The organism is Synechococcus sp. J7-Johnson (assembly GCF_024345795.1).
Taxonomy (GTDB): domain Bacteria; phylum Cyanobacteriota; class Cyanobacteriia; order PCC-6307; family Cyanobiaceae; genus Regnicoccus_A.
In genome coordinates this window covers 1-13,454 of sequence record NZ_JAGQBU010000006.1, presented here as the reverse complement: position 1 = coordinate 13,454, position 13,454 = coordinate 1, and the positions used below count along the sequence as shown (strand labels likewise).

Genomic DNA, 13,454 nt, shown 5'->3' with positions numbered 1-13,454 from the left:
GATTACTGGCTCACTGCTCCCAGTACCGCCTGAATGCCCTGCTGTTGAAGGCTGAGGTCCAATCGGCTTGCCAGTCGGTACCCCCGGTTTGACAGCTCTGACCATAAGTCGTTGTTCTGGGCGAGAAGAATCAGTGCATCCCTGAACTGGGCGCCCTCGTCATCAAGGCCAAAGAACAGCGAGGAATCGCTGTGAAGCTCGCGATGGACAGGGATACGACTGATCAGGGTGGGAAGGCCTTCAGCTTTGGCCTCCAGAACAGGGTAGTCGAAGCCTTCCATGACGCTCGCTGATACCAGGGCGAAAGCCTTTCGCAGCCGCTCCACCAGAGTGCTCCTACTCAGGGCTTCCACGAATTCGACCCTCTCCGGTTGCGACAGGGAACGCTGAAGCGCCCGCAGGATTGGTGTCTGCCGCCCTGAACGTCCTACGACCACCAGACGTCCAGGCCAGTCAGGCTGTTGTTCCAGGAACTGCCCGAAGGCGCGCACAACAAAAGGAACGTTCTTGTTCGCATCGTGACGAGCCAGCATGATCAGGTCGTGGCTTAAAGAACTGATGAGGCGTGGTCGCTCCAGGGCAATGCCATTGAAAACCACCTCTACCTTGCTGGCGGGCACGCCAAGGGCAACAAGTTGATCGGCGACGAAACCGCTTATTGCCACAATCTTCTTGGCACGCTGCAGATGCACCGGAGTCCAGAGCTTGTACCTTGTCCAGGCCTTACGGCTATTCGGGAAGGAAAGAGGGGTGAGATCGTGGCAGGTGATGACCTGATTAGTTCGCGGCAGGGAAAACAGATAATCGCAGAAAGGACTATAAACCGCTTCGATGTCGTCGATCGCGATCCCGGCCGAAGAGAGCGCACTTTGCACATTGACACCGTGCTGAGTCAGTGAGAGTCGATGCAGCCATCGAAGCAGCTTTGTGCTAGGCAGCTTGGTAGGTAAACTGTCCCCTGCTATACAATCTGCACCGACGTTACTCTGTAATTGAAGCCTGAATCCAGGCAGCCCTGGCATTACCCTGTGGACATAGCTGGAAAAACCCGAATGGCCTGGCTGGTATAATAGAAGGTTGCTGACTAGTGTCATTCTATAATTGTTTCCAGCTGTTGTTGCCAGATTCGTCTTGCGAACAATTTTTCATATCGCAGTCGTGCTGCCATCATTGCTTTTCGATACCAGTCTGGCCGCATGGCCAGGAGAGTCATTGCTGTGGCCAGATCCTCTGGACCCTGTAATGGCCATGGTTGTGGATTGCCCAGTGACTCTCCGAGGGCGCTCACCCATGTCATGCCGGAGCGCGCTCGCTCAAGGGCCAGAGCCGGCACACCACATGCCATCGATTCAAGTTGTACGATCCCGAATGCTTCGTTGCTCTGGTCGGCTGGTAGAACCAAAAGATCGCTGAACTCCAACAGGCTGGCTTTGAACTGTTCCGTAACCCGGCCATGAAAGCGGATTGAATCTGCCTTGGGACTGCAACGGGCAAGAATTTCGAGATCCGCCCGCATGACCCCATCTCCCACGATCTCAAGCGAAGTGGCCTGGCTGATCGTAAAGGCTTTGATCAGCCAATCCACCCGTTTGTACCTGTTCAGCCGGCCGATGAAGAGGACCCTGAAGCCTTCGGTGGAATGGTGTTTTTCCACAGACAGCCGCCGCTTCCAGATGGCCGCTGCCGCCATTTCAGTTGATTCGCTCAGGCAGCAGGGCAGTACAGCGAGCCGCTTGCACGGTACCCCTTCGGCACGCAAGGCTGCCGCCAATACCGGTGAAGTCGTTATCACCTGTTGAACCCCCCAAGCGGCCCATCGCAGAGCCAGCCACTGATAGACGGTGATCAGCCATCCACGTGGTCCAGGTACCCGCTCAAGAAATACATGCCAGTGCAGGCTGATGCGGCGTTGTGGTTGCAGCAGCCTGGCAAGAATGCTGATTACCAGGAGGGACGGACAGGGGAGGTGGACATACAGAGGTGCGGGGCTCAACAGGACAGCCAGGATTCGTCGATGTGGGAGGGGAACGAGCAGCTGGCCAAAGCTCAGGTGAGGCAGCGAGGAGCGTGCATAGGAGGCCGGTAGGGGATCTGCTTCCATCTGTGTCGCCGACTTGAGGCTTAGGGTGATAGATGACATTCCTCTTTTCTGCCAGGAGTCCGACATCTCATGGGCCACTCTTTCGATGCCCCCATAGCCAGGAGGCCACTCTCTGAGTAGTTGAATCCAGCCGGCTGGTGACATTTCCTGAATGATACGTGAAGCATCATCGGAGCTTGTTGTGACGTCTTTCAGGCTGCCGTTATGCTGATAGCTGCCTACAATGAACTGGGCAAAGGCTCTAGGTAGTTTCTGAGGCGCTCTTAGCCGTGCAGTAGTCAGTGAAATCAGAAGGCTGCAGCAGCGTATCAGTAGCCAAGTCGTTGCTGCGAAGCGGCTGAGCAAGCGATTGCTGATTTGCTTGCGAAACAGCTTCTCAACTGCTAAAATACTCCATTCACGTTTAGATGAAAGAGAGGCGCCGTGCAGCCGATAGGCCATCAAGGCATCTGAGACGCACCCGTAGGCCAGTGGTGAATTGTTGGCAAAAAGTCTCAGCCAAAGACCATAGTCTTCGTGTCGCTCGGGCTGAAACCCATGGCGCAGCAATGATTTATGCGCCAGTACGGAGGAAAGTGGAATGACATTCCCTAAAAAGAGTTGTCCATAACGAATGCTTCTTGGAGGGATTCTGTATTCCCGAACTTTGAGGTCTCGCTCCTCGAACCTGTAGTACCCCGTGACAGAGAGATGCACGTTCAGCCGGGTGTGAACGTCCAGCTGCGTTTCTAGTTTCTTCGGGTGCCAGAGATCGTCAGCATCCAGAAATGCCACTAACTCTGCTCTGGCGGCTGAGATGCCAAGGTTGCGTGCCAGCCAAGGGCCCGGGAAGTGGTCGGGATCAGCGACATGCAAAAGGCAGAAGCGCGGGTCGCTTGCCACCAGAGTGGTTGCGATGCGCACGCTCTCCTCCTCTGAGCCATCGTCGATCAGCAGACACTCCCACTCCGCCATTGTCTGCGCTTGTAGCGACCGGCAAGCCTGGCAGAGAAGCACTCCCTGGTTTCGGAATGGGACAACGATCGAGACTCTCAGAGGCATCAGATCAGAGGCCGGGGAGCCAGGGAGTCTGCATAAGCGAATGGCCCTGGAGATAGTGACGTTGGCGTTGAGCCAGCCGCCTCCTCAGTGACTCCGAGCTGGACAGCCGATAACAATGTCGCTTCAGCTGGGTGACGCTGCAGCGCTGCCAATTCAGCCATGGGAATCCTTCCCAAAGTGGCCAACAGCCCAGAATCGGTACGACGCAACCGGATGCGACTGCTTCCAGCTGCGCAAGCCCGAAAGATTCGTAGTCTGCCGGGATTGTCACAAGTTTCGCATCTTCCAGCAGCCGGGAAATCTCCGCGTCGCTGGGGGCCACCTCCAGCCGCAGTCCAGGTATGGAGGGCTCGGGACAGGGACGGACCGGCACGATCGCCACAGCGCAAAGGCCTGTGGCTTTTACCAGTTCCAGGAACCGGGACCAACCTTTCTGGTCTGTCGGCCTTCCGAGGAACAGGAGATCGATGCTTCGGGGCGAAGTCGGGGGCTGCAGCTGCAGTCTCGTCCGGATCTGCGGTGCCAGTGCATGACTGGACAGCCGGCAACGGGGACCCGCCAGCAGGCGCTGCTCGTGGCTGGTCTGGACGTAGACCACGACCCCGAGCCACTGCACAACTTGCAGCATCCGCTGGGCTAAGCATGCTCGCCAGCGATGGCGGACATGGGCGGGATCGTGGAAACTCGGCAGCCACCACACGCTGATTGATCGACGTGCCAACCTCAGCCAAAGGACCAGAAGATAAGCCCAGACACTGTCACAGCCGAAGATCAGCAGGTGATCGCGCGGCTGGATCTTTTGGATCGACACCGTTCCCGGCAGAACGCCACCCTGCAGAGACCCATGGCTGTACCCATCACCGTGCGCTGCCACCACCACTAGCGTCGCCAGGCGTGCTTGCCCCCCGGCTTCAGCGCGACTGTTCAGGACTCCGACCACCTCGAGGGCGAGCCGCCGAATTCCGCCGATCTGCCGGAAGCCTTCTGGTCGGTAAACGAGCGCAACACTAGGGGACGGGAGAGTTGGCACCTCAGCGTCCGAGGGCTATTTCATAGATGTCTGCTGTGCGTTCTGCGGTCCGTTGCCAGCTGAAGTGGCTGGCCTGCACGAGCGATCGGGCCGAAAGGGTGCGACGCAGTGATGGTGAGGTGAGCACTTGCTCGATGGCGTCACGGAGTTCTGCGGCACTGCGGGGATCCACCTGCAGGGCGGCCTCACCCGTGACTTCCGGCAGGGAGGAGGTGGCACCCACGATCACGGGTGCTCCACACTGCATCGCCTCCAATGGAGGCAGGCCAAAGCCTTCGTACAACGAGGGGTAAACAAATACAATTGCTGTGGAGAAAAGCGCCGCCAGTTGCTGGTCGGGGACATGCCCGGTGATGACGATAGATTCGGATGCCGGACTGTCCTGGATCTGCTGCATCAGGGCCGTCGTCTTCCAGCCGAGTGAGCCTGCCAACACCAGCTTGAGGGAATCATGATTACCTTTGGTGTGGAGAGATTCGAATACCTCAATCAGGAGGCGCAGGTTCTTGCGAGGCTCAAGGGTGCATAGGCTGAGAATGACTGAGTCCGTTTCTCCCAACCCGTACTGTTGCCGGGCTTCCGCCAGCACGGCGGCATCTTGTATCGGACCGAGTTCAGGGGAAGCGGCCAGAGGTGTCACGTGGATCTGAGATTCTGGGATGCGCTGGTTGAAGCGGAGGAAGTCCCTGCGGGTCGATTCCGAAACGCAAATGACATGGTCTCTGGGCTCGAGCGTGTCGAAGAGTTCGGTGAAATGGCGGATGGTTTCTTCTGTGAAGAACTCGGGGTGGATGCGCGGCAACATGTCGTGCACGGTGATCACCGAAGGCAGCCCGGCGCTGCGCACTTCAGCGGGTACGCACTGAAACGGTGTGTGGAACACTGTGGAAGCTCGATTGCAGCGCTCAAGCGCTTTGCTGAGGTTCCTCTCGGCACTCTGGCGAAGGGGCTTGGAAGCAAGGAACTTCCTGTAGAAAGGCTTCAGGAGAGACTTGACCGGGGCTGGCGGCCGCAGGAGCCAACTTCGTCGTCGCTGGGTCTGGGCTGCTGGGGTCGTTCCCCTGTGCCGTAGTTGGGTCAGTTCAGCAGCCACGGATTCCGCCAGCAGAGGATCGGGGCAGTAAGGGAGCAGGCGATTCCTCTGAAGGCTTTCGAGGCTGATCAACAGCTGGCTGGCATAGCGGTAGATCCCCCCCCGGGACACGTCTGCCCGATAAGCCTGGCCGAGGATCAACGCGTCGAAGAGCAGATCAATCACGGCATCGGCACGGGGGTTCTGGGTAGGGGATGGGTTCAAGCGGGTGTTCATGGGGCGTGATCTGGCGCAAGCTAAGCGGTGGGCCGGGCGCCGAGCCGCTCGCTGATCGAGCGCAGCGGCGCGGTGAGCTTCCAGGACGTGCTCTGCAGAAGGTCCTTGATCTTCTGCTGGGCCCTGATCGCGTCGGCGCGTGCCTGATCGCGTTCCTGGATCAGTTGGGTTCGATCATCACTCCACTGCTTCTGCTCCGCTTGCAGCAACTCCTGTAACTGCTTCACGTGGTCGTCACGTTGCTGCCGGGCCCCGTCCCGTTCGCCTCGAAGTTGTTGGCAGAGACGCCACATCAACGCCGCCTCCTGAACGGCCCAGTGGCTGAACCGGGCACGCAGCTCAGGATGCTCATCGGCGAGGTCCCGCACGAGTCGACCCACCGCCTGGATGTCGTAGTGATCGAGGCTGTCACCGCGAGTGCTCTTTTCGTCATGGATGGCCGTCACATCGCTGGCGTAGTAAGGTGACTTGCCCAAGCGGCTCCAGCAGTCGAGGCAGAGGGCCACGTCCTCGCCGCAGACCCGGAAGGTCTCCCGGAAGCGGAGACTGAGAAAGTCGCTGCGGCGGATCACCATCAGCGCTCCGGTGACGGCCGGCATGGGCCCCGACTCCTGCACCTCAAGGCCATCTGGGTCAATCAGGGGACCGAGCTGATCGGGCCGGAAGCGGTTGTATGGGCAGCCATCGTTGGCAAACAGCAGGCCGGCGTGGGAGAGCAGGCCTGCGGAGCTACGTAGCCTTCCACCCACCAACCCGATCTCGGGGAGCGTCTCAAGGATCTGGACGGCCCGATCGAGGCAGCCGGGATCGAGGATCACGTCGTCGTTGACAAGAACCAGCAGTTCTCCGTTCGCCTGGTCGGCCAACCGATTCATGTTGGCGGCGAAGTGATACGCGGTTCGGCTGGCGATCCGGAAGGGTGGTGGTCCTGGGGCTTCGATCCTTTCTTCATCGGTGCCGGAGCCATTCCAGGAACAGAGGACTTCGTCGCCTGGCTGCCAGAACCTCCGCGCCTGCTCCAGGCTCGCCAGCATCCGGTTCAGGAGCTGCGGCTGGCGCGAAATCACCAGGCAGGAGATTGTGGGGATGCTTGGGGTGACTGCGTCCACGGTGATGGGGAGCGGGAAAGATTGGTCTGAGGCCGGCCTCAGAGGGTGGCTTCCTCCGACGCCTGCGCGAGGGGCAGGGTGAGCCAGGGATGCAGTTGTTGTAGCTGACGGGCCACGGCTCGCCTTTGCAGGTTGGTTTCGGTGGCCAACATCGAGGAGCCATGGCTGAAGTAGGTGGCGAGCCGCTGGGGACAAAGCACGCCCTCGAATCCCGCCTCGATCAGGCTGCACCAGAAGTCGTAGTCCTCCCAACCGCCGGGGATATGGCGGTAGCCACCGACCTGCTCCCAGGCAGAGCGCCGCACCAGGGTCATGGCGTCTACGTAGTTGCCCTGCTCGAAGTGGGTCCGCTGCCAGCTCCGGCCCGTCATCAGAGTGCGCTGCTCATCGGGCCGTTCGGAGCTGGCCACCACTTCCAGCAGGGGATGCACCACCGCGATAGCGGCAGGAGCCACTGTGGCGATGCTCAGGGTGAGGGCCACCGCCTCCGGTTCGAGTTGGTTGTCTGCATCGAGAACGAAGCACCAGGGAGCGGCTGCAGCGGCGAAGGCGGTGTTGCGGCTGGCGGCCAACCCTCCATTCCGCTCGTGCTGCAGCACAAGAGCTCGCGGGAAGCGGGATCCCCGCTCTTCCAGCCAGCGGATCACCGTCTGCGCTCCCCCGTCGCCAGAGGCGTCATCGACCACGACCAGCTCCAGGTCTGGATGGGTCTGGCTATACACGCTCTCCAGTGCCGTCGTGATCCGATCGCCGTAGTTGAACAGGCTGATGCAGACGGCCGCTGTGACCGGCTGAGTGGAGTTCCTGCTCCACAGCTGCCGCACCACGGGCCGTGGCGTGGGGGCAAGAACCGGAGGCTGGCGCCCGCAGGCTCGCCAGTTCAGCTCCGCCATTAGCTCGGCAGGGCTGAGTGGCGCCATGAAGGCCTGGGCGGGCAGCCAGCCGGGGGAGGGATCGCGAGGACTGGCGAGAGCGCGCCAGGCGCGGCTGTGGCGCTCCGCTTCGCTGGGTTGCAGACGCACCAGCTGAAGTCCCTTGGCGCTGCAGGTATTGAGCCAGCTGGCCAGCAGTCGCGCGTCTTCGGGTGCCGAAATCACGACCTGATCAAACGCTGGCCAGGCCCATATGGGCGGCCGTAATTGACGTTCCCAGGATTCGCCCGCACTACCCAGACAAAGCACGCCCGAAGGGTTGCCCGCTGGACAGGTGCTGGATAAGCCCAGGGCGGCAGGGTCCGGCAGCCCCAGCCGAAGGCTGGCGGCGGCTCCATCACCGGCTTGTTGCAGCCAGCCATTGGCTGGAACGTCGGCATCGAGTTGCCGGGCGTTCACCCCAAGCCGCCGCAGAAGCTCCACCGTGTCCGCGTCCGGGGCCCATACCTGCGCCAGGTGAGCCAGGCCAAGGAGCTCCAGGCTGGCCGTGCCGGCCGGCACGGGCTCCAGGACGAGTGCCAGTCGGCCAGCGCCAGGGTTCTCTTCGCTCTCCTCGAGCAGGCTGAACCCCTCTGGCAGGGGGCAGCGTTGCAGCCAGGCATGCAGGCGCCAATCGCTGGGGGAGGTGCCGATCCCCACCAGGCGGCAGCGGGAGGGGAGCGGGGAAAAATCCGGCAGGAGTTCTTCTACCAGCGCGAAATCGGCGGGCTCTGCCAGGCGGATGGCTGTCAGGGTGTCCGGGTCCAAGCCATGTTGTAGCCAGCCCTGAAGCCGCTTGATCGCAGGGCCCAGCTGGCCGCCGCTTAGGGCCAGTGCGGCGGCGCCCCAGGGGTGCATCCCCTCCAGCTGGGCCGCCCGCCACAGCGCCCAACGCTGGGGTGCTGCCCGTGCCCACGCCGGATCGGCCAGGGGGCAGGGGGAGAGACCTCGAGCCAGGCCCAACGTCACAAAGTGATGGAGTGGAGCTCCCATGGGGGTGAGGCCCTCGTCGCGGCAGACGGCCTCGTAGAAGCCGGGATCAAACAGAGGGTGGGGCGAGCGATGCTCCCGCCAGCCGCGCCACCAGTAGTGCAGCAGGGGGGGATGGTCGGCTGGTAGGGCAGGCACCTGGGCGCGGTAGTGGGGCTCGTCAAACCAGCCACCCGTCGGGCACTGGGGTGCCCGACGGGCCCGTGCGGCGATCAGGCGGGAGCGCAGGCTGCCTCCGTGGGGCGGAAGCTCGGGGAGGGGCTGGCAGTCCTGCTGCTCCAGCCAGCGTCGCAGCGCCTGCAGCTCCAGGGCATCGCCGTCATGGCCGGCCAGCTCGCCCAGGTTCCGTTGAAACTGACGCAGGCGGGGATGAACAGGTAGCGGCAGGGCCGCCGCATCGCGGTGGCTGCGGCGATAGCCGGGCCGGATCCGGAGCCGCAACTGTTCCAGGGTCGTGGGGATCGGATCCTTGCTTCCGCAGAACGCCGCCAGTGCACGCAACTGACGTTCGGCTGAGAGGGGCTCGAACCAGGCTCCGTAGTCCAGGGCCAGCAGGGGCAGGCCGCCTGCCTCCAGGAGCGCCTGGCGGTTGTGGTGCCACCAGAGCCGCTGGGCTCGCCATGGGGTCATGCCTGCCGTCTGGCTGTCGCGCTCCATGAGTGAGACAATCACCTCAGCTGGATCCCGCACGCTGATCACCAGGCGAAGCGGCAGAGAGAGTTGCCCAGACAACTGCCTCCAGAGGGGCAGCAGCAGGGAGATGCGTGGATCCTTGATCGCCCAGGGGCCTTTTTGCCGGTCCTGTTCCCCCTGCAGCAAGAGCTTCAGCTTGTTTCGAGCCCGCACGGTGCTGGGCAGTTCCAGCCAGCCGTCCGGGAGTGGCAGCAGCCCGGCTTCGGTGGGCCACCAGCGTCCGAGTTCGCGCAGCAGCTGCTCCTGGATCGCCGTGGTGTCTTCCCGCTCGTAATAGCCACCGGGATTGTGTTGATCTCCAGCGATCAACCTGCCGGGCAGTGGAACCCCCAGCCCGGCCAGCAGCGAGCCGAGCAGGGAGGTCCCGCTGCGGTGCATGCCCATCAGCAGGATCAGGGTCACGACGATGGGCCAGAGCGAGATTCAGCCTACGGGCGGGCTTGGGGGACGTAGACCTGCTCCTCCCAGGCGCTCCAGCGGGGGTTTACCGCCCTGATCCGTGCGAGATCCGCGGAGCTGAACATCGGCTGCGAGAGGTTGTTGGCGGGTTTGGCGTTCTCGCGGGGCAGCTTGGGGGCCCTGACGGCTTGGGTGCCGGCTGGCAGCAGGGGCAGCAGCTCACGGTTCAGGTCGTCGGCCAGGTGCTCGAGCCGCAGGGCGGTTGTGTCGGTGTCGGCGGCGAAATACTGCAGCCACCAGTCGGCTGCCACCCAGGTCCCGCCCAGTCGAAGTGAATAGGTCAGGCCGCTGCGTACCGGTTCGAATGGAAGATCGGGCAGGTGCATGTGTCGCCGTTTGTGCTCCCAGTCGCTCACCAGCCAGGCGGTGAGCCTGCGAGCGGTGATGAAGCGCTGCCGCGAACCGGCCCGCCACTTTCCGCGGCTTTCTCGCAAGGGCACCGAATCGTGCTTGGTCGGGGTGTCGTCGGGGTCGATCTGAATCCCGGGCAGATTCCAGTCACGGAACAGCCGAGTCATGGATGTGCCGCCGCTCTTGGGAAGATGCAGCCACAGAAAGGAGTCAGCAATGATCATGGATTCTTGTGATGTGCGCGTGCCGGAACTGGCGCAGACCAGGCAGGCAGGGTCGGTACGGTGATTCACTCTGTTGAGCCCATGGGCGTTGCTTCCACACTTTCTTGGCCTTGGGGCTCAGAAGGCCGGCACTACCACGCTTCATGTTTGGTTGTCGTCCCATCCTCGGGTCCATCTACCGGTTGGCAAGGAGCTGCATTACTTCACGCTGTTCTACAGCCGTGGGCCGGACTGGTATGCCAAGCAGTTCTCAGCGGCAGGGCCAGGCCAGCGTTGTGGAGACATCACTCCCTACTACTTGTTTCATCCAGCTGCCCCTGGCCGGATCAAGGATCTCCTCCCCGAGATCCGTCTGATCGTGCTCCTGCGAGACCCGGTGGAGCGGACCCTCTCCGGTCTGTTTCACTCCCTTCGACTGGGTCTTGAACCGCTGCCGTTGGAGCAGGCTCTGGCCGCTGAGGAGCAGCGTCTTGCGGTGGCAGAGGCGCTGTTGCTTGCCGGGAAGGCGGAGCACCACTCCCACCAGGTTCACAGCTATCTAAGCCGAAGTCGCTACGAGCATCAGCTGGAGCGCTACGAAGGCCTGTTCCCACCCCACCAGCTCCTGGTGGCCCGCAGCGAGGATCTCTTTACGGCCCCGGAACGTCTCTGGCCCCGGTTGCTGACCTTCCTTGAGCTTCCTCAGGTGCCGCCACCATTACACTTACCCCGGGAGAATAGTGGCCATGGAGAAGCAAGGAACATAGATCCAGCCCTTCGGGAGTGTTTGCGGCACAGCCTCGCTTCAACCTATGACGCCATGGAACAGCGTTATGGCCTGCGCTGGCCTTGACTGCTTCGGCTGGCTCACTGCCTAAACTCGCCCTGAAGGGGAAGTACGGATGCGCAGGATCCTGACCATGTTGCGGGGCTCGCTGAGTCGCTCTGTCCCCATGAGCGACTCCCTTGACCCGGAGGGTGAGCGGGGCCTGGAGGTTCGCGGTCACAGGGAGTACGTGGGTGGTCTGTGGGAGCCGATCGGACAGCTGCAGTTCGATTTCCTGCGGGCACGCGGGCTTCGGCCAGACCACTATCTGCTGGATATCGCCTGCGGTGCGTTGCGGCTGGGGGTGAAAGCCATTCCTTACCTGGAACCGGGCCACTACCTGGGGATTGAGAAGGAGCGCAGCCTGATTCGCGCTGGCCTGGAGCAGGAGTTGGGCGAACAACTGCGGCGGAGCAAGGCACCCCGGATACTTTGTGATAGTCAGTTCCGCTTCGGCCGCTTGAGACAGTCCGTGGACGTGGCCATCGCCCAGTCTTTGTTCACCCATCTGCCACCGGCTCTGATCGAGCGCTGCCTGGAACGGCTGCGCCCCTGTCTGCGACCTGATGGGGTTCTCTACGCCACCTTCTTTGAGGCGCAACAGGAGCGGGCCAATCCCAGCAGCCCCCACGACCACGGCTTTTTTGCTTACACACGCGCCCAGATGGAGGCCTTTGGCCATCAGCATGCTTATCGGCCCGAGTACATCGGCGGCTGGAATCATCCGCGTGACCAGGTGATGATGGCCTACCGTCCGGCCCGATGAGCAGAACGGGGCAGCATTCATACACCGCCACCCTCCAGCTGGAGGCCTACCGCATCGCCATGTTCCAGGCCCATGCGGCGTTGGTGTTGGGGACTTACCTGGAGCCGTGGTCGCAAGCACTGCCCGAGCTGGCCGCCCGACCGGAGCTGCGGGTCCGGCTGGATCGGGGAATGCAAGCCCTGATCGTGGATGACCGTCCAACGCCTCTGCTGCGCATGACCGTGCTCAACACCTTGCTTATGGGCCGGTTGCACTGGCGCCTGACCCTGGTGACGGCCCCGGCGGTGCTCGAGTCCAGCCGGGCGCTGTTTGCCGGCCTAGAAGACTGGGTGCAAGTGGTGGGGCTGCGGGTGCAGGGGTGCGAGCGTTTCGACTGGCACACTTACAACACCTTGCTCAAGAGCCCATCCTTCTGGGATCTGCTCGACGTTCCCCGTCTGCTGATCGTGCAGACGGATACCCTTCTAATCGAGCCTCCTGATCAGGCCGCATTTGCCTACGGCTATGTGGGAGCTCCCTGGGCCAAGGGGCGCTTCCGTTCGGAAGTGTTTCCTTGCTACGGACCCCAGTTCGAGCGACTGTCACCCCGTTGGGAAACACGCCGCTTCTGCGACACCGTGCCCGAAGGCCTCAGTAATGGAAACGGCGGCCTCTCCATCCGGGACCGATTATTGATGCGCCGGATCTGCGAGGCTGAGGCAGCCGGATCACCACCCGAGGAGCCGGAGGACATTTTCTTTGCCCGGCACTTAGCCCGTTATGATTCTCGGCCGGCGCCTCTTGGCGTGGCTGAGAAGTTTTCCTGCGAGACCGCTTATGAGCGAAGTGCCGGTGCACACGCCGCTTGGCGCTATCTGCCCGCCTCGGAGGTTGCGGAGCTCTTTGAGCGGCACTTGAAGCAGGTGATGGCACTCACAGCCGCGACATCGATGCTGTCCTGAATGCACCTGGTGTGGCAGGTGCAGTTAGATTCTCGGTCGCGGAGGGTAAACCTCACTACTCCGACAATGGCGCTCCAGCGCCGGCACCAGCGTGGGCAACACCGCCGCCAGACGCTTGCCGCAGAGATGATCACTCGCCTCCCAGAGCGTCTCCAGCAACTGCACCACCTCGGGGCCATAGAGCCGGCTATGGCCAACAGCTACAGCTGAATCGTGATCAGCGCCAGCAGCCGGCGGACCAAGGGGGTCCACCGGCTGCTGGCGCAACAACCGCAGGACTGATTTGCGGTGATAGCCGCTCAGCTCCACCAGCTCATCCACCAGGGCGCCCTTCTCCCGGAGCCAAGTGCCTGGTAACGGCTGCGGGCCGCCTCAAGCAGCTGCCGGCGTCGCTGCCGCTACAGCCTGCGATCGGCCGGCCGGGGCAACGGAGCCAAGGGAACATTCCTGCTGAGTCAACAGTAATTCGGCAGTAACGAATCTGGCGAGTCAACGCGCCGCCTACCTAATCGTCGCCGTGCACACTGAGCGTGATCCAGCCGTATCAGCGACAGCAGCCATCAGCTGAATCTCACCAGCACCTTCCTTGGTCTACATAGGGACTCCTGAAAAAGCCAGATCGATTGTGCCGCAACTGGTCTCAGCGGTTGATAGCCGGTAGACTGGCCAGGAATGCGGCAATCGTGGATTGCTGCTACTGATCACAGCCGCACATGTACCGAAA

10 protein-coding genes are annotated in these 13,454 nt (G+C 62.2%); 3 read left to right on the top strand and 7 right to left on the bottom strand.

Going from position 1 to position 13,454, the window contains the following annotated elements; translation table 11 throughout:
* Positions 1 to 2 precede the first annotated feature (2 nt).
* The 6 genes from KBY93_RS04580 to KBY93_RS04555 all read right to left on the bottom strand — a co-directional run bounded on the left by KBY93_RS04580 (position 3) and on the right by KBY93_RS04555 (position 10,218).
* A complete protein-coding gene (locus KBY93_RS04580; protein ID WP_255093072.1) occupies positions 3 to 875 on the bottom strand; it encodes a glycosyltransferase in 873 nt (290 codons plus the stop codon).
* 215 nt (positions 876 to 1,090) lie between these two features.
* Complete coding sequence (locus KBY93_RS04575; RefSeq protein WP_255093071.1) at positions 1,091 to 3,142, bottom strand: glycosyltransferase; 2,052 nt, start codon at positions 3,140 to 3,142, stop codon at positions 1,091 to 1,093.
* Positions 3,143 to 4,173: 1,031 nt separating this feature from the next.
* Complete coding sequence (locus KBY93_RS04570; protein WP_255093070.1) at positions 4,174 to 5,481, bottom strand: glycosyltransferase family 1 protein; 1,308 nt, start codon at positions 5,479 to 5,481, stop codon at positions 4,174 to 4,176.
* Between the two features lie 20 nt (positions 5,482 to 5,501).
* Entirely contained in the window at positions 5,502 to 6,548 is a 1,047-nt protein-coding gene (locus KBY93_RS04565) for a glycosyltransferase (protein ID WP_399222591.1), read from the bottom strand.
* Positions 6,549 to 6,628: 80 nt separating this feature from the next.
* On the bottom strand, positions 6,629 to 9,586 hold the full coding sequence (locus tag KBY93_RS04560) for a glycosyltransferase (protein ID WP_255093068.1): 2,958 nt from the start codon (positions 9,584 to 9,586) through the stop codon (positions 6,629 to 6,631).
* A 26-nt stretch (positions 9,587 to 9,612) separates the two neighbouring features.
* Positions 9,613 to 10,218, bottom strand: coding sequence for a hypothetical protein (locus tag KBY93_RS04555; RefSeq protein ID WP_255093067.1), 606 nt, complete (start codon positions 10,216 to 10,218; stop codon positions 9,613 to 9,615).
* 73 nt (positions 10,219 to 10,291) lie between these two features.
* Between KBY93_RS04555 and KBY93_RS04550 the strand changes: the two genes are divergently transcribed.
* From KBY93_RS04550 to KBY93_RS04540, 3 genes are all read left to right on the top strand, one after another.
* Positions 10,292 to 11,050, top strand: coding sequence for a sulfotransferase (locus KBY93_RS04550; RefSeq protein WP_315856386.1), 759 nt, complete (start codon positions 10,292 to 10,294; stop codon positions 11,048 to 11,050).
* Between the two features lie 100 nt (positions 11,051 to 11,150).
* On the top strand, positions 11,151 to 11,789 hold the full coding sequence (locus tag KBY93_RS04545) for a class I SAM-dependent methyltransferase (RefSeq protein ID WP_255093065.1): 639 nt from the start codon (positions 11,151 to 11,153) through the stop codon (positions 11,787 to 11,789).
* A complete protein-coding gene (locus KBY93_RS04540) occupies positions 11,786 to 12,730 on the top strand; it encodes a DUF5672 family protein (RefSeq protein ID WP_255093064.1) in 945 nt (314 codons plus the stop codon). Before KBY93_RS04545 ends, KBY93_RS04540 begins: the two co-directional genes overlap by 4 nt.
* A gap of 24 nt (positions 12,731 to 12,754) precedes the next feature.
* Here KBY93_RS04540 and KBY93_RS04535 read toward each other — a convergent pair whose 3' ends face one another.
* Positions 12,755 to 13,051, bottom strand: coding sequence for a hypothetical protein (locus KBY93_RS04535; RefSeq protein ID WP_255093063.1), 297 nt, complete (start codon positions 13,049 to 13,051; stop codon positions 12,755 to 12,757).
* Positions 13,052 to 13,454: the final 403 nt, after the last annotated feature.